18 protein-coding genes are annotated in these 21,948 nt (G+C 70.2%); 10 read left to right on the forward strand and 8 right to left on the reverse strand.

Annotation, left to right across the window (positions count from 1 at the left end):
- Nucleotides 1–26: 26 nt before the first annotated feature.
- Complete coding sequence (gene fdhD, locus ACYVLQ_RS05155; RefSeq protein ID WP_460696212.1) at nt 27–881, reverse strand: formate dehydrogenase accessory sulfurtransferase FdhD; 855 nt, start codon at nt 879–881, stop codon at nt 27–29.
- Complete coding sequence (locus tag ACYVLQ_RS05160; protein ID WP_460696213.1) at nt 878–3,178, reverse strand: FdhF/YdeP family oxidoreductase; 2,301 nt, start codon at nt 3,176–3,178, stop codon at nt 878–880. Before ACYVLQ_RS05160 ends, fdhD begins: the two co-directional genes overlap by 4 nt.
- A gap of 239 nt (nt 3,179–3,417) precedes the next feature.
- On the opposite strand from ACYVLQ_RS05160, the gene ACYVLQ_RS05165 reads away from it, so the two are divergent.
- Together ACYVLQ_RS05165 and ACYVLQ_RS05170 are read left to right on the forward strand one after the other, a co-directional pair.
- Nucleotides 3,418–3,876 (forward strand): hypothetical protein, encoded by a 459-nt coding sequence (locus tag ACYVLQ_RS05165; protein WP_460696214.1) that lies wholly within the window; start codon nt 3,418–3,420, stop codon nt 3,874–3,876.
- A gap of 227 nt (nt 3,877–4,103) precedes the next feature.
- On the forward strand, nt 4,104–4,994 hold the full coding sequence (locus ACYVLQ_RS05170) for an RNA polymerase sigma-70 factor (RefSeq protein WP_460696215.1): 891 nt from the start codon (nt 4,104–4,106) through the stop codon (nt 4,992–4,994).
- A gap of 173 nt (nt 4,995–5,167) precedes the next feature.
- Here the strand turns inward: ACYVLQ_RS05170 and ACYVLQ_RS05175 are convergent, their stop codons facing one another.
- Nucleotides 5,168–6,610 (reverse strand): MFS transporter, encoded by a 1,443-nt coding sequence (locus tag ACYVLQ_RS05175; RefSeq protein ID WP_460696216.1) that lies wholly within the window; start codon nt 6,608–6,610, stop codon nt 5,168–5,170.
- A 103-nt stretch (nt 6,611–6,713) separates the two neighbouring features.
- On the opposite strand from ACYVLQ_RS05175, the gene ACYVLQ_RS05180 reads away from it, so the two are divergent.
- On the forward strand, nt 6,714–7,154 hold the full coding sequence (locus ACYVLQ_RS05180) for a MarR family winged helix-turn-helix transcriptional regulator (protein WP_460696217.1): 441 nt from the start codon (nt 6,714–6,716) through the stop codon (nt 7,152–7,154).
- A 187-nt stretch (nt 7,155–7,341) separates the two neighbouring features.
- Nucleotides 7,342–7,584 carry a hypothetical protein gene (locus ACYVLQ_RS05185; protein WP_460696218.1) on the forward strand — a complete coding sequence of 81 codons (243 nt, stop codon included), beginning with the start codon at nt 7,342–7,344 and terminating at the stop codon, nt 7,582–7,584.
- 19 nt (nt 7,585–7,603) lie between these two features.
- On the opposite strand, the gene ACYVLQ_RS05190 is transcribed toward ACYVLQ_RS05185, so the two are convergent.
- Both ACYVLQ_RS05190 and ACYVLQ_RS05195 read right to left on the reverse strand, forming a co-directional pair.
- Complete coding sequence (locus tag ACYVLQ_RS05190) at nt 7,604–9,160, reverse strand: glycerol-3-phosphate dehydrogenase/oxidase (protein ID WP_460696219.1); 1,557 nt, start codon at nt 9,158–9,160, stop codon at nt 7,604–7,606.
- A 306-nt stretch (nt 9,161–9,466) separates the two neighbouring features.
- On the reverse strand, nt 9,467–10,072 hold the full coding sequence (locus ACYVLQ_RS05195; protein ID WP_460696220.1) for a TetR/AcrR family transcriptional regulator: 606 nt from the start codon (nt 10,070–10,072) through the stop codon (nt 9,467–9,469).
- Nucleotides 10,073–10,227: 155 nt separating this feature from the next.
- Here ACYVLQ_RS05195 and ACYVLQ_RS05200 point away from each other — a divergent pair, with 155 nt between their 5' ends.
- Nucleotides 10,228–11,835 carry an FAD-binding oxidoreductase gene (locus ACYVLQ_RS05200; RefSeq protein WP_460696421.1) on the forward strand — a complete coding sequence of 536 codons (1,608 nt, stop codon included), beginning with the start codon at nt 10,228–10,230 and terminating at the stop codon, nt 11,833–11,835.
- A complete protein-coding gene (locus tag ACYVLQ_RS05205) occupies nt 11,832–12,773 on the forward strand; it encodes a YegS/Rv2252/BmrU family lipid kinase (protein ID WP_460696221.1) in 942 nt (313 codons plus the stop codon). The genes ACYVLQ_RS05200 and ACYVLQ_RS05205 overlap by 4 nt, the downstream gene beginning before the upstream one ends.
- A 28-nt stretch (nt 12,774–12,801) precedes the next feature.
- Here ACYVLQ_RS05205 and ACYVLQ_RS05210 read toward each other — a convergent pair whose 3' ends face one another.
- The 3 genes from ACYVLQ_RS05210 to ACYVLQ_RS05220 are packed head-to-tail and all read right to left on the reverse strand — an operon-like array spanning nt 12,802 to nt 16,701.
- The gene (locus ACYVLQ_RS05210) at nt 12,802–13,794 is read right to left on the reverse strand and encodes a TAXI family TRAP transporter solute-binding subunit (protein WP_460696222.1); all 993 of its coding nucleotides are present in this window, start codon (nt 13,792–13,794) and stop codon (nt 12,802–12,804) included.
- Between the two features lies 1 nt (nt 13,795).
- A complete protein-coding gene (locus ACYVLQ_RS05215) occupies nt 13,796–15,985 on the reverse strand; it encodes a TRAP transporter permease (protein ID WP_460696223.1) in 2,190 nt (729 codons plus the stop codon).
- A 50-nt stretch (nt 15,986–16,035) separates the two neighbouring features.
- Nucleotides 16,036–16,701: an AAA family ATPase gene (locus ACYVLQ_RS05220; RefSeq protein WP_460696224.1), complete on the reverse strand. Its 666-nt coding sequence runs from the start codon at nt 16,699–16,701 to the stop codon at nt 16,036–16,038.
- 55 nt (nt 16,702–16,756) lie between these two features.
- Between ACYVLQ_RS05220 and ACYVLQ_RS05225 the strand changes: the two genes are divergently transcribed.
- The 4 genes from ACYVLQ_RS05225 to ACYVLQ_RS05240 all read left to right on the forward strand — a co-directional run bounded on the left by ACYVLQ_RS05225 (nt 16,757) and on the right by ACYVLQ_RS05240 (nt 21,943).
- Nucleotides 16,757–17,101, forward strand: coding sequence for a hypothetical protein (locus ACYVLQ_RS05225; protein ID WP_460696225.1), 345 nt, complete (start codon nt 16,757–16,759; stop codon nt 17,099–17,101).
- Nucleotides 17,102–17,388: 287 nt separating this feature from the next.
- A complete protein-coding gene (locus ACYVLQ_RS05230) occupies nt 17,389–20,076 on the forward strand; it encodes a valine--tRNA ligase (protein ID WP_460696226.1) in 2,688 nt (895 codons plus the stop codon).
- A complete protein-coding gene (gene folC / locus ACYVLQ_RS05235) occupies nt 20,073–21,545 on the forward strand; it encodes a bifunctional tetrahydrofolate synthase/dihydrofolate synthase (RefSeq protein WP_460696227.1) in 1,473 nt (490 codons plus the stop codon). The genes ACYVLQ_RS05230 and folC overlap by 4 nt, the downstream gene beginning before the upstream one ends.
- A complete protein-coding gene (locus ACYVLQ_RS05240; RefSeq protein ID WP_460696228.1) occupies nt 21,542–21,943 on the forward strand; it encodes a DUF4233 domain-containing protein in 402 nt (133 codons plus the stop codon). The genes folC and ACYVLQ_RS05240 overlap by 4 nt, the downstream gene beginning before the upstream one ends.
- Nucleotides 21,944–21,948: the final 5 nt, after the last annotated feature.

The following is a 21,948-nucleotide window of genomic DNA, read 5'->3' on the forward strand; positions in this document are numbered from 1 at the left end:
AAACTCCCGCCGAATTGAAACGTGTTCTAGCGCCGCAGCGTAGCACCGTTCGATGCGGCGGTGGAGTCGGCCAGTCCCAGTCTGTGGGCGCCGGAGTAGACGTTCATCGTGTCGCCGCGCAGGAATCCGGCGAGGGTGAGCCCGGATTCGGCGGCCAGGTCGACGGCGAGTGAACTGGGGGCGGAGACGGCGCCGAGGACGGGGATGCCCGCCGTGACCGCCTTCTGCACCAGTTCGAAAGACGCGCGGCCGCTGACGACGAGGACGAGGTCGTGGGCGGGGACGCGGTCCTCGCGCAGTGCCCAGCCGATGACCTTGTCGACGGCGTTGTGCCTGCCGACGTCCTCGCGCACCGCGAGGGCCGTGCCGTCGGCGGTGAACAGCCCGGCCGCGTGCAGGCCGCCGGTGGCGTCGAAAACCGTTTGGCGCGAGCGCAGCTCGTCCGGAAGCACGGAGAGCACGTCGGTGTCGACGACCGGCCCGTCCGCCGGAAGGGGGAAGCGAGTGCGGGTGCGCACCTCGTCGAGGGCGGTCTTGCCGCACAGCCCGCAGGCGCTGGTGGTGAGGAAGTTGCGGGCGAGGATCGGTGTGGGGGTGCGCAATTGGATGTCGAGCACGTTGTAGGTGTTGTGCCCGTTCTCGTCGGCGCCCGCGCAGTAGCGTGCCGAGACGATGTCCTCGCGCGCGCCGATGATGTTCTCGCTCAACAGGAATCCGTGGGCGAGGTCGATATCGTCGCCCGGGGTGCGCATGGTGATGGTCAGCGACTGTCCGTCCACGCGCAGCTCCAGGGGCTCCTCGACCGCGAGCGTGTCCGGACGCCGGACCTGTCCGGCGGGGGTGAGGCGAATCGTCTTCCGTCGTGCGGTAACTCTGCTCATGGCGCGGTACCGGGTTCCAGGCGTACGGTGACGGCCTTCGAGACCGGGGTGTTGGAGCGTTCGGCGACGTGGTCGAGGGGGACGAGCGGATTGGTCTCGGGGTAGTAGGCGGCGGCATTACCGCGCGGGGTGGAATAGCCGACCAGGCGGAATCCGGTGACGCGGCGCTCGGTGCCGTCGGTCCACTCCGAGACCAGGTCCACCAGTTGACCGTCGGCGAACCCGAGGTCGGCGATGTCGTCGGGATGCACCAGCACCACCTTGCGGCCGTGGTGGATGCCGCGGTAGCGATCGTCGAGGCCGTAGATGGTGGTGTTGTACTGGTCGTGGCTGCGCAGCGTCTGCAGGATCAGGCGGCCCTCGGGCACGGGCAGCCAGCGCAGCTCGTTGACCGCGAAGTTGGCCTTGCCGGTCGCGGTGCGGAACTCGCGGGCGTCGCGCGGCGGGTGGGGCAGCTGGAAGCCGTTGCGCTGGCGCACCTTCGCGTTGTAGTCGGCGCAGCCGGGGACGACCCGGGAGATGGCGTCGCGGATGCGGTCGTAGTCGCGCCGGAACTCCTCCCAGGGCACCGGATGTCCGGGTCCCAGCAGTTCCCCGGCGAGTTCGCACACGATGGCGACCTCGCTGCGCAGGTGCGGGCTGACGGGCCGCAGCCGTCCCACCGACAGGTGCACCATGGACATCGAATCCTCCACGGAGACACGCTGTTTGGCGCCGCTGGGGGACAGGTCCTCGTCGGTGCGGCCCAGCGTGGGGAGGATGAGCGCGGTGGCGCCGTGCACGACGTGACTGCGGTTGAGTTTGGTCGAGACGTGCACGGTCAGTTCGCAACTGCGCAGCGCGGCCTCGGTGACCGCGGTGTCGGGGGTGGCGGAGACGAAGTTGCCGCCCATGGCGACGAACACCTTCGCCCGGCCGTCGCGCAGCGCGCGGATGGAGTCGACGGTGTCCCACCCGTGCGCGCGGGGGCTGGTGATGCCGAACTCGGAATCCAGTGCGGCGAGGAAGGTTTCGGGCATCTGCTCCCAGATGCCCATGGTCCGGTCGCCCTGCACGTTGGAGTGGCCGCGCACCGGGCACACGCCCGCGCCCGGCTTGCCGATCATGCCGCGCAGCAACAGCAGGTTGGTGGCCTCCTCGATGGTGGGCACCCCGTGCCGCTGCTGGGTGAGACCCATGGCCCAGCACACGATGGTGGCCCTCGATTCGGCGAGCAGCCGCGCGGTGTGCTCCAATGCGTCGCGGCGCAGCCCGGTGGCCTGCTCGACCACGGCGAGATCGACCGCGCGCAGCTGCTTTTCGTACTCGGCGAAGCCCGCGGTGTGGGTGCCGACGAAGGCGCGGTCGACCACCGAACCCGGGTCGCGGTCGTCGGCCTCCAGCAGCAGTTTGCCCAAGCCCTGGAACAGCGCCATATCTCCGCCGAGCCGGATCTGCAGGAAGTCGTCGGCGATGCGCTGGCCGGTGGTGTAACCCTTGACCGTCTGCGGATCGCGGAACCCGAGCAGCCCGGCCTCGGGCAGCGGATTGACGGCGATGATCCGGGCGCCGTGGCGTTTGGCGTGCTGCAGCGAGCTGAGCATGCGCGGATGGTTGGTGCCGGGATTCTGCCCGGCGATGAGGATCAGGTCCGCCCGCGGGAAGTCATCGATCGTCACCGAACCTTTGCCGATGCCGATCGAGCTGGTCAGCGCGGCGCCGGAGGATTCGTGGCACATATTCGAGCAGTCCGGCAGATTGTTGGTGCCGAACGAGCGGGCCAGCAGCTGATACAGGAACGCCGTCTCGTTGGCGGTGCGGCCGGAGGTGTAGAAGACCGCCTCGTCGGGGGAGGCCAGCCCGCGCAGCGAATCGGCGATCAGCCGGTAGGCGTCGTCCCAGGAGATGGGGGAGTAGTGGGTGTCGCCGGGGCGCAGCACCATCGGCTCGGTGATGCGGCCCTGCTGTCCGAGCCAGTACCCGGATTTGGTCGCCAGCTCCGAAATCGGATGGGCGGCAAAGAATTCCGGAGTGACGGTGCGCAGCGTCGCCTCCTCGGCGACCGCCTTGGCACCGTTCTCGCAGAATTCCGCGACCCGGCGGGCGCCGGTCGGGTCGGGCCACGCGCAGCTGGGGCAGTCGAAGCCGTCGCGCTGGTTGAGGCGGGCGAGGGTGCGGCCGGTGCGGACCAGGCCCATCTCCTCGACGCCGCGCTCCAGCGCGACCGCGACGGCCGTCACGCCCGCGGCCTCGTGCTTGGGAGGTGTGACGCTGAGCTGGGCCTCGTCGATGTCGTGCGTCGGTGCCTTGCGGTGCATGGTCTCCCGTCCTCCTGTCCCACCTGCCCGGGTCATCCGGCCCGACCGGGCAGGTCCGGCGGTGCTGCTCGACAAATTCCGAGCCTACGCCGGACGGTTCGTGGGCTGCGGGAAGGCGCTCGGAGTTGGCGATGGACACAAACCTCGGCGATTCACCCCTCCCCGACTCGGATCTCGCGCGAGGATCAATGCTGCCGGGCGTGCCCGGCGTCGGACGACGGAGACGAGCAAGGACACATATGAGCGAGCGCAGCCAGCGAACAGACGACACAGCCACCCCGGTCGACCGGCGCGGGCGCCTGCGCGCCACGGTGGGCGCGGGGCTCCTCGGCACGGCGGCCGTCGTCGGCTTGGCGATGCCGCAAGCGGCACAGGCCTCGGCCATGCGGCTGGGCGCCACGCCCGATATGGCGTTCGGGATGGCGACGAACTACGGCACCGGCTGCCACTACACGCTGCAGGCCTTCGTGGACGATCCGTCCGCGCCGGTCACCTTTTTCGACAACGGCGTTCCGGTCGGCCGCGTCAAGCCCGGCGGCGCCTACGCCCTGAGCGGATGGGTGCCCGCCACCCAGGGGCCGCACCTGCTCACCGCCGTCCAGGACGGCCAGCCCGCGGAGCTGCCCCCGGCCAGCCTCGCCCTGCGCGTCGGCCTCGGCGTCCACCTCGGCAACGGCTGCAACGTCTTCGGCGGGTAGTGACCTGGCCCACGGGCTGTCACAGCGGTCGTTCGCGCGGTGTCTTCAGGTCGAACACCTGAAGAAGGAGGACTCATGGGCATCGCGCCGTGGATCGCCGCCGGACCGCTGGCCGCCGTGTGCCTCCGGGCGGTGTGTCGTGTTGGATCGAACGACCACCGACGAGAGGACTCTGCCGTGGAGGCATGCACGAGGGCCGACGGCGATCAGGGCCGCGAGGGCGAGTCGTGAGCGCCGTCGATCCCGCGACCGAGGCCTTCGTCTCGTATCGCAACCTGCTGTTCACGGTCGCCTACGAGATGCTCGGGTCGGCGTCGGACGCCGAGGACGTGCTGCAGGAGACCTGGCTGCGATGGTCCGAGGTGGATCTGACGCGGGTGAGTGACCAGCGCGCCTACCTGGTCCGGATCACCACCAGGCAGTCGCTCAACCGTCTGCGGACCATGAAGCGGCGCAAGGAGTCCTACGTCGGCCAGTGGCTGCCGGAGCCGATGCTCACCGCGCCGGACGTGGCCGAGGACGTGGAGCTGGCCGAGAGCGTCTCGACGGCGCTGTTGCTCGTCCTCGAGACGCTCTCGCCGACCGAGCGGGCCGTATTCGTGCTGCGCGAGGTCTTCGACGTCGGTTACGACGAGATCGCTGCCGCCGTCGACAAGAGCGCCGCGGCCGTCCGGCAGATCGCGCATCGCGCCCGCCAGCACGTCGATGCCCGGCGGTCCCGGGCGGTCGTCACCCCGAGCCAGACCCGGGCGGCGCTGGAGTCGTTCCGCCGGGCGCTCGAGACCGGCGACCCGCAGGGCCTGCTCGACGTGCTCGCGCCGGACGTCGTGCTGGTGAGCGACGGCGGCGGGGTCAAGCAGGCGCTGCTGCGGCCGCTCAGCGGCGCCGAGCGGGTGGCCCGCCTCCTCACCCGCGGTCCCGCCAAGTTCGCGGTCTCCTTCACGACCGAACTCTCGGTGGCCAATGGCAACCCGGCGCTGGTGGTGCACCTCGACGGCGAGCTCGACGGGGTCATCACGTTCGCGATGGCGGAAGGCCGCATCGCGGGCCTCTACTTCGTCCGCAATCCGCAGAAGCTGACCCACGTCGAGAGCGAGGTCTCGCTCACCCGGCATTGAGGTCCCGTCGAAAGCGTGCGAACGGTAGTCCGGCGACACCCGTAGATATAGGCAACTTCTATTGACTAAATTCGATGTCGTCAACTACGGTTGCCTAAGTTCTGCTTCTGAGCGAAGGGCGATCGGATGACCAGGCCGTGCTGCGGGTCGAGGGGCTACGAACGCGGTACGACTCAGCCGATCGCGGCCGGTTCGGTGATGGACGTCTGCTCGGCGGATTCCGTTGCCGTGCCACGATGTTCGGGGCGCAGGCCGAACAATGCCGCGAGAATCGTTGCGGCACAGGCGCCCGCGCCGACCCAGAATGCCGCGGTGAACTGGCCTTCCTGTGGGATCGGCAGGTGCGGAAGCAGTTTCGCGGTGAGCAGGGTGGTGATGATGGCGCTGCCCAGCGAACTGCCGACGGTGCGCGAGATGGAGTTGATGCCGTTGGCGATCCCGCTCTGATGATGCGGGACCGCATCGGCGATGAGGGCGGGCATGGCCGCGTAGGCCAGGCTGATCGCGGCGCCGACCACCACGCCGCCCCAGATCACCGAGGTGGTCGCGTCGTGGGCGAGCGCCAGCCAGGCGAACCCCCCGAGCCCGACCAGACCGGCCAGCGCGAGCACCCAGCGCCCGCCGAACCGCCCGACCAGGATGCCGCCGAGCGGAGCCGCGGCCATCGACGCGAGTGCGGTGGGCAGCAGATATTCCACGGAGGCGCGCAGGATCGACGCCTCGAAGCCGTACCCGGCCAGATGCTTCGGCATCTGCGCCAGATACGAGATGCCCATGAACAGCAGGAACATCGAGAAGCCGACGAACATCCCGGCCAGGTTGGTGAACAGCACCGGCCGGTGGGTGAACATCTTCAGATCCACCAGCGGCGCCGGAACCTTGCGCTCGGTGACCACCCACGCCACCGCGAGCACGGCTGACCCGGCGAAACAGCCCAGCGTGGCGGCCGACGCCCAGCCCCACTCGTGGCCCTGCGAGACCGGCAACAGCAGCAGAATCAGGAAGCCGCCCAGCGTGATCGCGCCCGGCAGGTCCACGCTGCCCGGATGCCGTTTTCCGGTGTTGGGCACCGCGACGACGGCCGCGATCAGGGCCAATACCGCCAAGGCGGCCGTGAACCAGAACACGACGTGGTAATCGGGGTCGGCGCCCTTGGTCAGCAGGCCGGTCGCGACCAGGCCGAGGCCGCCGCCGAAGCCCAGCGTGCCGCTCACGATCGCCATCGCGTGGTGCAGGCGTGCGGCGGGAACCTCCTCGCGCAGCATCGCCAGCGCCAGCGGGAAGATCGCCGTCGCGGCGCCCTGCAGGGTCCGGCCGACCAACAGCACGCCCAGGGACTCGGCCAGCGCCGACACCGTGGAGCCGACCGCGGCCACCACCAGCACGGCCAGCAGTGTGGGCTTCTTGCCGTACAGGTCGCCGACGCGGCCCAGCAGCGGAGTGCACACCGCCGCGGACAGCAGCGTCGCCGTGGTCACCCAGCTCACCGAGGTCGTGGACACTCGCAGGTCGGTGGCGATCAGACCCAGGATGGGGACCGCCTGGGTCTGCATCACCGTCACGATCATCGCCGCGAATGCCAGGACGCCGGTCAGCAGCGAGCCCTTCCGCTCCATCTCGGATACCTCCCAGAAGCTTGAACGCGCATATGTTTGAAGTGTTCAAGTATCTAAGGATTCAACGATCGTCGTTGTCAAACGCGCCGGTAGGATCGCCCCTATGAGCTCGACCACAACGCAGAGCACGCTCGCATTGCTGATCTCGCGATTCGTGTCTGCGTACCTGCACGACTTCCTCACCGCCGCGGAGGATCACGGGCTGACGCTGACCCAGGCGAAGCTGCTCCTGGCGCTGAACGAACCGCCGGACGAGCTACCCATGCGGGTGCTGGCCGGGCGGCTGGCATGTGATCCGTCCAACCTGACCGGCGTCGCGGACCGGATGGAGTCGCGGGGGCTGGTCCGGCGCACCGTGAACCCGTCCGACCGGCGCGTCAAATACCTGGCGGCCACCGAAGAGGGGCGGGAGCTGGCCGCGCGGATCCGCGGCTCGCAGGTGCGTGCCTACAAGGCCCTGGCGGAGCTGTCCGCGGCGGAGGAGCGGTTGCTGGCGGGCATGCTGGAGCGCCTGGTTCCGAAGCTGGAGGCCCAGGGGGACTAACCGCTGACCGCGGCGGGACGGCGGGGGCGGGCCTTGCGGTTCAGTTCGTCCGGTGGTGTTCGGCGCCGATCTGCGTCAGCCGTTCGGAGATCTCGGAAATCGCCGTGTCGAGTGGCTCTGTGGCCGATGAGTTTCTCGGGCCGCGGACGCCGCGGCTGCGCGCGGCGGACGGGTGATCGTGCCCCCGATGGCGCTGGGGGACCTGGGCAGCATGGCGATCCTGGCCGACTCGAGCGGCGCCGGAGTGGGAGTGTGGCAGCCCCGGCCTGCACACCGGGTTCGGTGCGATCGGCATCGTCAGCGCGGGCAACTGGACCGAGCATGTCGGCGCCGCGTCCTGGTTCGAACTGAAGACACCCCGCACGGCCGGATGGCGGCCGTCGCCGACCCCGCGGGCGTGCGATCCGACCTGGGCGGCAACAAGTCCTGAGCCGAAGGGGCCGCTGCTGTCAGCCCGCGCTGTGCTGTGCGATCGCGTGCTGTGCCGCGGGCAGGGCGGCGGCGCGGTCGTCCGCGACGAGCCCGATGCGGGTGCGGCGATCGAGCAGGTCGCCCTCGTCCAGCGCGCCCTCGTGTGCGACCGCATAGGCGAATTCGGCACGGAGTACGTCGATTCCGGGCGCCACCGGTTCCCCGAGTGCCGAATCCCGCCGGGCGAGTTCGAGGACCGCGGTGGCCTCGGTGCCGTACCGCTCGATGAGCAGTGGTGGAGCGGAGATGCGGTCGCGGTCGGCACCGGAAACCGCTCCCGCCAGGGGAATTCGCTTGGTACGACAGGGCGTGGCGGACAGTCCGGCGTGCGCGATCGCGGCATCGACGGCGTCCTCGGCCATCTGCCGGTAGGTGGTGAGCTTGCCGCCGACCACGGTGACGGGACCGCCGGGGGAGTGCAGCACGGCATGTTCGCGGGAGATATCGGAGGTGTCGGCGCCGCCCGTGCGCAGCAGCGGCCGCAGTCCGGCGAAGCTGCCCCGGATATCGCTGCGGTGCAACGGTTCTCGCAGCACCGTGTTCACGGTATCGAGCAGGAAGTCGATCTCGCCATCGGTCGGCCGCGGCTCGTCGGGCACCGGGCCGGGGGCGTCCTCGTCGGTGAGGCCGAGATAGACCCTGCCGTGCGCGGCGGGGAAGGCGAAGACGAAACGGCTCGTGCTGCCCGGGATGGACACGGTCAGCGAGGCGGTGAGGCCGCCGAACGCGGCGGCGTCGAAGACCAGGTGGGTGCCGCGGCTGGGCCGCAGTTCGATGCTGCCGTCGACCCGGTCGGCCCACACCCCGGCGGCATTGATCACCGAACGCGCTCGCACGGTGAGGGTTTCGCCGGTGCGCAGGTCCTGTAGCTCGGCCGAATCTCCGGTGACCTGCCGTGCCTCGACTCGGGTGAGGACGGACGCGCCGTACGCGGCGGCGGTGCGGGCGATCGCCACGACCAGCCGCGCGTCGTCGACCAGCTGACCGTCCCAGGCGAGCAGGCCGCCGCGTAAACCGTTGCGGCGCAGGGTCGGTGCCAGTCGCAATGCCTCGGCCGGCGCGACCCGTCGCGAACGCGGCAGGACCGCGGCCGGCGTACCGGCGGTGCGGCGCAACACATCTCCCGCCACGAAACCCGCGCGCACGAGGGCTCGCTGGATCAGTCCGACCTCCGGCAGCAGCGGAACCACCTGGGGGATGGACCTTGTCAGATGAGGTGCGGTGGTGGTGAGCAGAACGTCGCGCTCGACGGCGCTCTCGTGCGCGATGCCGACCCCGCCGCTCGCCAGATACCGCAACCCGCCGTGCACCAGCTTCGAACTCCACCGGCTGGTCCCGAACGCCAGGTCGTGCTTCTCCACCAGCACCGTCCGCAACCCGCGCGCCGCCGCGTCCAGCGCCACCCCGGCCCCGGTGACCCCGCCCCCGACCACCAGCACATCGATTCCCCCGCCGTCACCGAGCGCCTGCAGTTCCCTGCTCCGCCGCTCCGCATTCAGCGCGGAATCCCCGAACCCGCCACGCGCACTACTCATTCCGCGACTCCCATCACCTGTCGACCTTCCCGGACAGCCCTTGACGCCGATCCCCGCTTCCGGATCCGGCAGCACTCACACCGTGGGATACACCGTCACTCACGCACCCCGCCCACGTTCCCGCACTCGCTACAGCGCTCGGAACGAGTGCGGGAACGTGCCCGGGGTGCGTGATCGCGTCGCCCTGTCCGGTCTTCGCGTCGAGGGCTTGAACCGTCCGTGGTGCGACGGTGTCGGCGCACTCTTCGCCTGTTCGCGCACCCTTCGCAGGGCCCTGGGAGGGTGCGGGGGACGGGGCGGGGACGGTCATGCGAGGCGGTCTCCGTCTTCGGGGAGGAGGTAGCCGTCGACGGCGCGGGCCAGTTCGGCGTCGAGGTGTTGTTCGTCGAGGAGGCTGCCGACCATTCCGGCGGACTGGACCGCGGACTGTCCGATCAGCAGGAGCATGGTGGCCAGGTGCTCCGGGTCGCCCGCGCGGATCGAGCCGTCGCGGTGGCCCTCGCGGATCACGGCGGCGAACAGCAGGATCAGCTCGCGCTGATTGCGGCCCAGGCGGCCGAAGACATAGGTCAGCATCAGGTCGGTGTCGGTGCGGAAGATCTTGGCGAACAACGGATTCGCCCGCAGGGTCGCCGCGCCGGACACCACGCCCTCGACCAGGCGGGCGCGCGCGCTCCCGCCGGTAGGGATGGTCCGTCCGACGATGCCGCGCATCTCGCGCACCAGCAGTTGGGCGATCAGCGAGCGGGTATCGGGCCAGCGCCGGTACACCGTCGGGCGGCTCACCCCGGCGCGGCGCGCCACTTCCGTCAGGGTGGTGCGGCGAACCCCGAATTCTTCGACGCAGGCCCGTCCCGCATCGAGGATCGCCAGGTCGATGGCCGACAGCTCGTCGGCATCGGTCGTGTGCATCGCAGTGTCACCGCCGGGTTGTGGGCGCGACCGTGCCGGTCGGCCGGGTCTGTCGTTACTGCTTGACATTCTATGTCACACTGTAACGCATGGTCGACACTCAGCAGCAGACGTCCTCGTCGGGAATGCCGGGCGGGTCGGGGTCGCGCCCGAACATGGTGTGGGACGCCTGGGGCATTCCGGCCGGTCACGCTCCGCTTTCGGAGCGGATCCGCACGCTGCTGGCCCAGGTGTTCGGGGTGTCCGGTGAGTCGGTGGCTCGTCGCGACGAGGGCGAGGTGCCGCTTCGCGAGTCGACGCTGACGGCGGCCCGCCTCGCGGAGTTGTCCTCGGTGGTCGGCGCGGGTCACGTGTCGGTCGACCACCGGGACCGGCTCCTGCACGCGGGCGGCAAGAGCACCCCCGACCTGCTGCGTCGCCGTGCCGACGGGCCGCAGGACGCCCCCGACGCCGTCGTCTTCCCCGCCGACCACGACGAGGTGCAGGCGCTGCTGATCCGATGTGCCGAAGCGGGGATCGCGGTGGTGCCCTTCGGCGGCGGGACCAGCGTGGTCGGCGGCGTGGACCCCGCGCGGGGGCGCTTCGATTGCGTTGTCGCCGTGGATCTCCGGCGCCTCGACGCGGTGGCCGATGTCGACACGGTGAGCGGTACCGTCACCCTGGGCGCCGGGCTCACCGGCCCGCAGGCGGAGAAACTCCTTGCCGGGCACGGTCTTTCGCTCGGCCACTTCCCGCAGAGCTTCGAGTTCGCGAGCATCGGCGGCTTCGCGGCGACCCGTTCGTCCGGGCAGGCGTCGGCCGGATACGGCCGGTTCGACGACATGATCCAGCGGCTGCGGATCGCAACCCCCAGCGGCACACTGGATCTCGGCCGCGCCCCCGCCTCGGCGGCTGGTCCGGACCTGCGCGAGCTGTTCTCCGGATCCGAGGGCGCCCTCGGCATCATCACCGAGGTGACGCTGCGGGTGCACCCGGCCCCGGAAACCGTTGCGTACCAGGCGTGGTCGTTCCCGGATTTCGCGACCGGGGCGGCGGCCCTGCGCACCGTGGTGCAGGCGGGCGCCGCACCGACCGTGCTGCGCCTGTCCGACGAGACCGAGACCGGGCTCAACCTCGCCCGTTCCGGCGACGTGGGCGGCGCCGCGGTGACCGGCTGCCTGGCGATCACCACATTCGAGGGCGCCGCGGCCCATGTCGCGGCGCGCGGCGCCGAGGCGTGCGCCCTGCTCGAGGCGGCGGGCGGCGCCGCGCTGGGCGAGCAACCGGCGCGGGAGTGGGAGCACGGCCGGTTCGCCGCGCCGTACCTGCGTGACGCGCTGCTGGATGTCGGAATCCTCTGCGAGACCTTGGAAACCGCGACCAGTTGGTCGAACCTGGCCGAGCTGAAGGCGAAGGTGACGGCGGCGCTGACGGATTCGCTGTCCGCCCAGGGCACCTCGGCCCTGGTGATGTGCCACATCTCGCACACCTACCCGACCGGCGCGTCGCTCTACTTCACCGTCGTGGCCAAGCAGCTCGAGGATCCGATCGCCCAGTGGCTGCGGGCCAAGCAAGCGGCGGGCGACGCCATCGTCGCGGCGTCGGGCACCATCACCCACCACCACGCCATCGGCGAGGACCACCGGCCCTGGATGCCCGACGAGATCGGCGACCTGGGCGTACGCGTGCTGACGGCGGTCAAGCAGGCGGTGGACCCGACCGGAATCCTCAACCCGGGCAAGCTGATTCCATCGAGTGACGCGGTGACGGGTGGACAATCGTGAGCGCGATCGAATCGGTACTGCTGGTGACCAACCCGCTGTCCGGCCAGGGGCGGGGACTGAGGGCCGCCGCCGCGGCCCGGGCGCGGTTCGCCGAGCGCGGGGTGGAGGTCACCGAGATCCGGGGCGCGACGGCCGCGGAATCGGTCGATCTCGTCCGCGCGGCGGTCGGGAACCGAGGCGAGGCCCCGGACGCGGTGGTCTGCGCCGGTGGGGACGGGCTGGTGTGCCTGACGCTGCGGGCGCTCGCGGAAGCCGGTGTGCCGCTGGGGCTGGTGCCCGGCGGCACCGGTAACGACCTGGCCCGCGAACTCGGCATTCCCGACGACGACGCGGTCGCGGCCGCGGATATCGTGCTCGGCGGCCGCACCCGGTCGATCGATCTCGGCACGGTCGAATCCGAGATGGTGACGGCCGAACACGGCGGGCCGCTGCGGTTCGCGACAGTGACCGGCACCGGCTTCGATGCCCGGGTGACGTTGCGCGCCAACCGGATGCGCCGCCCCAAGGGCTCGCTGCGCTACACCTTCGCCGCCCTCGCCGAGCTGGCGGGCGGCCTGGCCGTGCCGTACCGGATCGAATTGTCCGGTGTGCCAGGGGAGCCCGGTGACACCGTGGTCGAGACGGACGCGGTGATGGTGGCGGTCGGTAATACCCGTACCTACGGCGGCGGCATGATGATCTGCCCGGACGCCACGGTCGACGACGGCCTGCTGGACCTCACCGTGGTGGGTGTCATGTCCCGCCGCGAAATGCTGCGCATGCTCCCCGCCCTCTCCTCCGGAAAACGCATCGACCACCCGGCCGTCACCCAATACCGAGCCGCCACAATCACATTGACCGCCCCGAACGCCCCGGTAACCGCCGATGGCGACCCCGCGGGCACCCTCCCCGCCACCTTCCACGCCTTACCCGCCGCCCAACAGATCCACGTACCCTGACCGTTCCCGGCGAATAGCATGGGGGAATTCAGCCGAGGGCGACTTCTGAACCTCGATGCAGAGTCACCGGGGCCGTGTTGCGCGCGGTTTCCTTGGTGATGCCTTTGGCAGCCGGGTTTGCTTGTTCCAGTTGGGGTTTGCGGTCGAAGAGGGTGCGGGTCAGGACGCAGGCGAGGTTGGCGTCCAGGTCGTCGCGGACCAGGAGGAGGTTGGGGACCACAATGGTCGGGACGTCGGCGCCAAGGCCGTAGACCGCCGCCGGGATCACGCCCTGCTCGTAGCCCGGGTTGATCTTGCGCAGTTCGCCGAGCTGACCGGACACGTCGAGGAACCGCACGCGGTCGCGCGCGGTGGTGAACAGGTCGGTCACGCCGGGCGTGGGCAGGCCGCCGGACCACACCATCGCGTCGATGGAGCCGTCCTTCATCCCGTCGACGGTCTTGGTCAGATCCAGTCGCTGCGCGGCGATATCGGTATCGGGGTTCAGGCCCGCCGCGGCCACCAGCCGATTCGCGATCACCTCGGTGCCGGACTTCGGCGACCCGGTGGACACCCGCTTGCCGCGCAGGTCGGCGACCGAGTTGATACCGGCCCCCTCACGCACGATCACGTGCGTGTAGTTGGTGTAGATCCGCGACAGTGCCTGCACCGGCTGCTTGCGGCCGTCGAAGCCGCCGGTGCCGAGCACGGCGTCGGCGGCGGTGTCGGCGAGCGAGAAGGCGACCTGATAGGTACCGGCGACCAGTTGTTGGATGTTCTGCACCGAGGCGCCGGTCTCCGCGGCGGTGGCCTTGACCTTGCCGTCGGTGGCCGCCGCGAGCTGCTCGGCGTAGGCGTTGCCGAGCGCGAAGTAGACGCCGGTGGCATTGCCCGTCGCGATGCCCACCCGCACCTCCTGCGACACCTGGCAGGTCACCGTTCCCCCGGAGTCGGTGCTGGCGCTGTCACGCCTGCCACCGCATCCGCTGAGCAGCGCGGCCGACACCGCCACCGCGACGACAATGATTGCGGCTCTTCTCATGTCATTCTCCTCCGGCGGGAAGCGAGCGGATCGCCGACCGGCGCCGCGTGCGTAGGGCCGCCGCGGCCGCACCGGCGAGCAGCGCGAGTCCGGCGGCGAGGGTGACGGGGCTCGGGTACAGCAGCGTCAGCCCGGCCGCGGCGGCCAGGATCCGGGCGGCGGGCCCCGCCGGTCCGATGCCGTACATCCAGCCGCCCGTGGCGACCGCGAGCGCCGCCACCGCGAGCGCCGTGACCGCCGAGACCGCCAGCACGTCGAGTACCGCGCCGCGCCCGAGCAGATGCTCGCCCGAGTCGGTCAGCACGAACACGACGGGAACCAGGAACGCGGGCAGCGCGTAGCGCAGCGCCTGCCACATGGCGGCGACGGCGCGGGCGCCGGTGATGGCCGAGGCGCCGACCGCGGCCAGCGCCGTCGGCGGCGTCACCTCCGACAGCACCGAGTAGTAGAAGGTGAACATGGCCACGGCGGGCGCGGGCACCCCGAGCTGGATCAGCGCCGGGCCGATGATCGCCCAGCCGATCACGAACGAGGCCGTCACCGGCACCGCCAGGCCGAGCAGCGCCAGCGCCACCGCCGCGAGCACGACGGTGCAGGCGAGCACCACGCTTGCGTTGTCCGACAGCGCGGAGCCGACCTCGATCAGCAGCGAGGCGAGCTGGGCGCCGAGCCCGGTCTTGGTGGTCATGGCCGTGATCACCCCGGCCGCCGCGCACACCGCCACCACCGGCAGCGCCGAGCGCACCCCCGCCGACAGTGTCCGCAGCAGCTCGGCGACGAACCCGCCCACGGAGATTCGGCTCGCGGCGGGCGAAATTCTCCGGCGCACCAGGCGATCAACGATCGCCAGCACGAAGGTGAGCACGGTCGCATACACAACAGCCCGGGTCGCACTGACCCCGATCAACAACAGCGCCACGATCGCAACCAACGACAAGAAGTGATACCCGAACAGCCCCAGCAACTTCCACACCGTCCGCGACGCGGCCGGGGTGTCGCCGGGATCGTGGGCCGAGCGCGGTGTGGGAACGGTGTCGCCGGGTTCGTGCGCCGAGTGCGGGGCGGCTTCGGTGGGGTCGTGGGCCGAGTGTGGCGGGGGTGGGGTTTTGCTGAGGTCGTGTAGTGCGCCTGGGGTGTGTAGGCGACGGGCGTCGATCTCGACTGCCAACAAGATTCCCAGGTAGTACAGGACGGTCGGTATGGTGGCCCAGCCCAGGACGGTCAGGTAGGAGACGTTCAGGTACTCGGCGACGATGAAGGCCGCGACCCCGAGCGTCGGCGGCGAGAGAATCGCGCCCACCCCGGCGGCCGCGAGCAGCCCCGCGCCCTGCTCCGGCCGGTACCCGGCGCGCCGCAGGATGGGCCAGGTCACCGCGCCGACGCTGACCGCCGTCGCGGTGCCGGATCCGGACACGGTGCCCAGCAGGAAACCCGAGGCGACCGCGGTGCGTCCCGCCGCACTGCGTGAACGCCGGAACAGCGCCACCGAAAGGTCGACGAAATACTGTGCGGCGCCGGAGAATTCGAGTGCCGCGCCGTAGATGGTGAACAACACGATGTAGGTCGCCGCGACGTCCAGCGGCGTCCCGTAGAACCCGCTGCCGGAGTTGTAGAGGGCGTCGACGACCTGATCGAAGTTCAGCCCGGCGTGGGCGATGGTCCAGTGCTGCGGGAGCAGGCCGCCGTAGTACCCGTAGGCCAGGAACAGCAGGCACACCCCGGGCAGCACCCATCCGGTGGTGCGGCGGCAGGCCTCCAGGATCAACAGCAGGAGCACCGCACCCAGCACGACGTCGACCGGCTCGAGCAGCCCCTGCCGGTCCAGGAACGCGTCGTATCCGCCGCCGCCGGTCCCGATCGCCCACGGCAGCACGGGATACAGGCACACCACCAGCGCGACCGCGGCCAGCGCCCAATCGAGCGGCCCCGGTCCCGCGCGCCGATCCAGCCACCGCACCCCGGACCGGTACGACACGAACACCAGCGGCAGCGCCCCCGCCAGGAACAGCACCAGGTAGTACTGGCTGCCCTGGGGCAGGGGCCGGAACACCTGCCACAGTGCGAGCACCGCGAGCGCGAACGCGCCGACGGCGACCATGCGCTCCGGAATTCCGGACAGCGGCCGCGCGGGCCGTTCCTGATCGTCCGCGCTCAATTCCGCCGGTGTGACGGGGGCGACGCGGACGGACATGGCGAGACGATAGCAACGCCGGGGCCCCGCCAGGCTCGGATTCGAGGCACTCAGGAAATGAACGAAATCGCCCGCAGCTTGGAGACCGTCGTGCGATCGAGCACGACCACGGAGGTGGGAACAGGACGCGGCGCGGTCCCGTCGGCGACGCGGCCGACGATCCGCCGCCAGCGGCTGTAGTGCAGTGCGAAGCTGATCCGGCTCACGCGGCGACCGCGTGCGCGCTGCCCGGCCTGCGCCGCCTCGGCGGCGACGTCGATCATGATGATGTGTACCTCTCGGCCCCCCTGCGCGGCCCAGGACGCGATCAGACGGCGAACCCATCGGCGAGTTCCGCAGTCGTGCACCACCACCGGGGTGCGAGCCCCGTGCAGCGCTCGGCGGATGCGGCGGTAGTGGGTGAGATGCACGATCGGCAACCACAGCGCGTACGGCAGCCACCCGAGCCGCAAATGCCACCAGTTGCGGGACTGCTGCGAGTCCACGAGGGTCGCGCCGCCGTGCTCGACCGCCGCCACCGCCGTGCCCACATCGCCGAACAGGCGGCGCAGCGCGGTGCTCTTGCCCGCGCCGGGAACCCCCGTGAAGATCACGGCCGACGTTGCGGGATAACGCAATTCGTCGACGTCACGGCCCCGTAGATCGTGCACTGTATCGGGGGTGACGACGTGCGGTTCGGGGGAGCGCAGCTGGCCGATTTCGAGCGGAGGGTTCACCTCTTCCAGCGTCCCGGCTGGAAACCCGTTCTGCAACAGGGAAGACCCTGATTTCGTGCCCGGAAACACGGCGTGGGAGAAGATTCGAGTCGTCCCGAAAACGGCAACACTGCTTGCCGAAATCGCCGGTGCGGGGCAGCCGCGCAATGCTCCGGCCGACCATATACAGGGCCTTCTGTCCCGGGACGGGATGTCGCCCGCCGAACTGCTGGCCGCCGGGTACGGGGTCGAGCTGATCGACGATCGGGCGATCGGCGCGGCGGGCTCCGGTCCGGAATTCGAGCTGCGGCTGGCGGGCGGCCGGGCGTTGCGGTCGGGGCGGGTGCTGGTCGCCACCGGCCTGCCGGAGATCGCGGGCGTGCGACCGCCGCTGGCGCCCCGGCCGCCGCCATTGCGCTGAATGCCGACCTGATGGAGGAAGATTCGACAATCGGCTGAATCCGCGCCTGTTTTTGTGCTGCGGCACACACTCGCGACCCGAGATCTGGGCTGTTTCCTGAACCGGAACTGAGGGGCAAAGTCGCACCTACGCAACGGATTCGGGCAAAACCTGAGAATTGCATATGGATTGGTCGAGGTGACCGAGATCGGCGGTAGTCTCAATGTCGTGGGCGGGGTTTTCGGTGTCCCTCATCCGCCGAAAACCCCGCCCTTCGACTGTCTGACCCCAGTCCTTAGAATCTCACGGTGACCAGCACAGCCTCTGAGAACCCACGTGATCGTGCCGACGCCCTCCCCAAGAGCTGGAATCCCAGCGACGTGGAGGCAGACCTGTACGAGGGCTGGGTAGGCGCCGGTTACTTCACCGCGGACGCCGCCAGCGGCAAGCCGCCGTACTCGATCGTGCTGCCCCCGCCGAATGTGACCGGCAATCTGCACATGGGCCACGCGTTCGACCACACCCTCATGGATCTGCTCACCCGCCGCAAGCGCATGCAGGGCTGCGAGGTGCTGTTCCTGCCCGGCATGGACCACGCCGGGATCGCCACTCAGAACATCGTGGAGAAGAAACTCGCCGTCGACGGCAAGTCCAAGGAGGACTTCGGCCGCGAGCTGTTCATCGATAAGGTCTGGGACTGGAAGCGCGAATCCGGCGGCACCATCCAGGGCCAGATGCGCCGGCTCGGCGAAGGCGTGGACTGGAGCCGCGACCGTTTCACCATGGACGACGGCCTCTCGCGGGCGGTGCAGACCATCTTCAAGCGGCTCTACGACGCCGGGCTCATCTACCGCGCCGAGCGGTTGGTGAACTGGTCGCCGGAGCTGCGCACCGCCATCTCCGATATCGAGGTCAAATACGAGGACGTGGACGGCGAGCTGGTGTCGCTGCGCTACGGCTCGCTGAACGACGACGAGCCGCACGTGATCGTGGCCACCACCCGCGTGGAGACGATGCTCGGCGACACCGCCGTTGCCGTGCACCCGGACGACGAGCGCTACAAGGCATTCGTCGGCACCACCTTGTATCATCCGATCACCGGCCGCCAGATCCCGGTGATCGCCGACGACTACACCGATCCCGAATTCGGCACGGGCGCACTGAAGATCACCCCGGCGCACGACCCCAACGACTTCGAGATCGGCCTGCGGCACAACCTGCCGATGCCGACGATCATGGACGAGACCGGCCGGATCGCCGGTACCGGAACCGAATTCGACGGCATGGACCGGTTCGAGGCGCGGGCGAAGATCCGCGGACGGCTCGAGGCAGAGGGCCGCGTGGTCGGCCGCAAGTTCCCCTACAGCCACAGCGTCGGCCACTCCGAGCGCAGCGGCGAGCCGATCGAGCCGCGACTGTCGATGCAGTGGTGGGTGAAGGTCGAATCGCTGGCCAAGGCCGCCGGGGACGCGGTTCGCAATGGCGACACCGTGATTCATCCGGCGAGCCAGGAGCCGCGCTGGTTCGCCTGGGTCGACAACATGCACGACTGGTGCATCTCGCGCCAGCTGTGGTGGGGCCACCGCATCCCGATCTGGTACGGCCCCGAGGGTGAGATCGTCTGCGTCGGACCGGACGAGCGGGCGCCCGAGGGCTATGTGCAGGACCCGGACGTGCTCGACACCTGGTTCTCCTCCGGCCTGTGGCCGTTCTCCACCATGGGCTGGCCCGACGCCACCCCCGAGCTGGCGAAGTTCTATCCCACCAGCGTGCTCGTCACCGGCTACGACATCCTGTTCTTCTGGGTGGCGCGGATGATGATGTTCGGCATGTTCGTCGCCGACGACCCGGCCATCACGGCGGGCAAGGATTCGGGCGCGGTGCAGGTGCCGTTCCGGGATGTGTTCCTGCACGGCCTGATTCGCGACGAGCAGGGCCGCAAGTACTCCAAGTCGAAGGGCATCGGCATCGATCCGCTCGACTGGATCGACGAATACGGCGCCGACGCAACACGATTCACCCTAGCCCGGGGCGCGCAGCCGGGCAGCGACCTGTCGGTGGGCCCGGCGCACGTGCAGGCGTCGCGCAACTTCATCACCAAGCTGTTCAACGCGACGAAGTTCGCATTGATGAATGGTGCGGTTTCGGGGGAGGTCTCGGCCAGGGACACGCTGACCGATGCCGATCACTGGATCATGGATCGGCTGGAAGAGGTTCGCGCCGAGGTGGATTCGGCCTTCGACCGCTACGAGTTCGGCAAGGGCTGCGAGGCGCTGTACCACTTCGCGTGGGACGAGCTGTGCGACTGGTATCTGGAGCTGGCGAAGGTGCAGTTCGCCGAGTCGGAGGAGCGCGCCGAGCGCACCCGCGTGGTGCTCGGCAGCGTGCTGGACGCGCTGCTGCGCATGCTGCATCCGGTGATCCCGTTCGTCACCGAGACGCTGTGGAAGGCCCTCACCGGCGGCGAATCGGTGGTGGTCGCCGCCTGGCCGCAGCCCTCCGGGATCGCCGCCGACGAACGCGCCGCCCGCCGCATCGCCGACGCGCAGAAGCTGATCACCGAGATCCGCCGCTTCCGCAGCGATCAGGGCCTCACCGACAAGCAGAAGGTGGCGGCCCGGCTGGTCGGCGTCGACACCGCCGACCTGACCGGTCTGGACGCCGAGATCGCGGCGCTGGCCCGCCTCACCGAGCCCGGCGACGGCTTCTCGGCCACCGCCTCGGTGGAGGTCCGGCTGTCGGCCGCCACCGTGACCGTCGAACTCGACACCTCCGGCACCGTCGACCTCGACGCCGAGCGCCGCCGCCTGGAGAAGGATCTGGCGGCCGCGCGGAAGGAGTTGGCGGGCACCGCCGCGAAGCTCGGCAACGAGGCATTCCTGGCCAAGGCGCCCGACGAGGTGGTGGCCAAGATCCGCGACCGCCGAGAGGTCGCCGAATCCGAAGTGGCGCGCATCTCCGCGCGGCTCGACGAGATCGGCAAGGCGGGCCGGTGAGCGCGGGCGAGGACGGCGCGAACGCCGAGCCGGAGCGGCAGCGCGGCGGGGAGCAGCGCCTGCACTCCGGCCCGTCCCCGGTCGACCTCGCCGAAATGGCGCTGGTCGAGGCCGAACTCGACCGGCGCTGGGGCGAAACCAAGATCGAGCCGTCGCTGACTCGCATCGCCACGCTGATGGACCTGCTCGGCTCGCCGCAGCACGGGTATCCGGCCATCCATGTCGCGGGCACCAACGGCAAGACCTCGGTCACCCGCATGATCGACGCGCTGCTGAGCGCCCTGCACCGGCGCACCGGCCGCTTCACCAGCCCGCATCTGCAGCTGGCCACCGAGCGCATCGCCGTCGACAACGAACCGATCAGCCCCGCCCGCTACGTCGAGATCTATCGCGAGTTGCAGCCGTACCTGGACATGATCGACCAGCAGTCGCAGGCGGCGGGCGGGCCGCGGCTGAGCAAGTTCGAGGTGCTGGTCGCGATGGCCTACGCCGCCTTCGCGGAGGCGCCCGTGGACGTCGCGGTGGTGGAGACCGGGATGGGCGGCGCCTGGGACGCCACCAACGTCATCAATGGCCAGGTCGCGGTGATCACCCCGATCGGGCTCGACCACACCGTCTATCTGGGCCCGGATCTCGCCTCGATCGCGGGGGAGAAGGCCGGGATCATCAAGACGGCCGCCGAGGATCCGCTGGTCCCGCGCGAGACCGTGGCCATCATCGCCGAGCAGGAACCGGAGGCGATGGAGGTGCTGCTGCGGCGCACCGTCGAGACCGACGCCGCGGTGGCCCGCGAGGGCGCGGAGTTCCGGCTGCTGTCGCGGCGCGTCGCCGTCGGCGGGCAGGTGCTCGAAATCCAAGGGCTGGGCGGGGTGTACGACGAGATCTTCCTGCCGCTGCACGGCGAGCATCAGGCCCGCAACGCGGTGGTGGCGCTGGCCGCGGTGGAGGCGTTCTTCGGCGCGGGCGCGCAGAAGCAGCTCGACATCGACGCCGTCCGTGCGGGATTCGCGACGGCGATCAGCCCCGGCCGGATGGAACGCATGCGCAGCGCGCCGACCATTTTCCTCGACGCCGCCCACAATCCGGCGGGTGCGCGGGCGCTGGCCGCCGCGCTCACCGACGAGTTCGACTTCCGCAAGCTGGTCGGTGTGGTCGCGGTGCTGTCGGACAAGGACGCCGCCGGTATCCTGCGGGCACTGGAGCCGGTGTTCGACGAGATCGTGGTCACCACCAACGGTTCTCCGCGCGCCATGGCCGTCGACGACCTCGCCGACCTGGCCGTGCAGACCTTCGGCGACGAGCGCGTCGTCACCGCCACCACCCTCGCCGACGCCGTCGAATCCGCGATCGCGATCGCGGAGGAGGCCGGGGAATCCGGGGAGCCGGTGTCCGGCGCGGGGATCGTGATCACCGGTTCGGTCGTCACGGCGGGGGCCGCGCGCTCCCTGTTCGGAAAGGATCCCGCATGACCGACAAAGCCGTGCCGCCGCCCGCCACCGATCCGTGGAAGGGGCTGCGCGGCGTCATGGCCGGGGCGCTCGTCCTCGAGGCCATCACGGTGCTGCTGGCGCTGCCGGTGGTCGCGGCCGTCGGCGGCGGGCTCAGCCCCTGGTCGATCATCTTCCTGGTGGGCCTGGCGGTGCTGATGATCCTCGGCGCGGGACTGCAGCGGCGGCCGTGGGCGGTGCCGTTCAACCTGGGGCTGCAGGTGGTGGTGCTGCTGGGCGGGTTCCTCCACGCCTCGCTGCTGGCCATCGGAGTGATCTTCGCCGCGGTCTGGGCGTTCATCCTGGTGCTGCGCTCGGACGTGAAGCGCCGCATGGACCAGGGCATGCTGCCCAGCCAGCGCACGCAGCAGGGTTCCTGACGGCT

Source organism: Nocardia thraciensis, assembly GCF_054782435.1.

Bases quoted from the DNA above. Each gene is read 5' to 3' on its own strand.
- ACYVLQ_RS05215 (WP_460696223.1), bottom strand. From the start codon at position 15,985: ATGTCCGTCCGCGTCGCCCCCGTCACACCGGCGGAATTGAGCGCGGAC.
- ACYVLQ_RS05200 (WP_460696421.1), top strand. From the start codon at position 10,228: ATGGTGTGGGACGCCTGGGGCATTCCGGCCGGTCACGCTCCGCTTTCG.
- ACYVLQ_RS05185 (WP_460696218.1), top strand. From the start codon at position 7,342: ATGGCGCTGGGGGACCTGGGCAGCATGGCGATCCTGGCCGACTCGAGC.
- ACYVLQ_RS05240 (WP_460696228.1), top strand. From the start codon at position 21,542: ATGACCGACAAAGCCGTGCCGCCGCCCGCCACCGATCCGTGGAAGGGG.
- ACYVLQ_RS05160 (WP_460696213.1), bottom strand. From the start codon at position 3,178: ATGCACCGCAAGGCACCGACGCACGACATCGACGAGGCCCAGCTCAGC.
- fdhD (WP_460696212.1), bottom strand. From the start codon at position 881: ATGAGCAGAGTTACCGCACGACGGAAGACGATTCGCCTCACCCCCGCC.
- ACYVLQ_RS05195 (WP_460696220.1), bottom strand. From the start codon at position 10,072: ATGCACACGACCGATGCCGACGAGCTGTCGGCCATCGACCTGGCGATC.
- ACYVLQ_RS05180 (WP_460696217.1), top strand. From the start codon at position 6,714: ATGAGCTCGACCACAACGCAGAGCACGCTCGCATTGCTGATCTCGCGA.
- ACYVLQ_RS05190 (WP_460696219.1), bottom strand. From the start codon at position 9,160: ATGAGTAGTGCGCGTGGCGGGTTCGGGGATTCCGCGCTGAATGCGGAG.
- ACYVLQ_RS05175 (WP_460696216.1), bottom strand. From the start codon at position 6,610: ATGGAGCGGAAGGGCTCGCTGCTGACCGGCGTCCTGGCATTCGCGGCG.
- ACYVLQ_RS05165 (WP_460696214.1), top strand. From the start codon at position 3,418: ATGAGCGAGCGCAGCCAGCGAACAGACGACACAGCCACCCCGGTCGAC.
- ACYVLQ_RS05210 (WP_460696222.1), bottom strand. From the start codon at position 13,794: ATGAGAAGAGCCGCAATCATTGTCGTCGCGGTGGCGGTGTCGGCCGCG.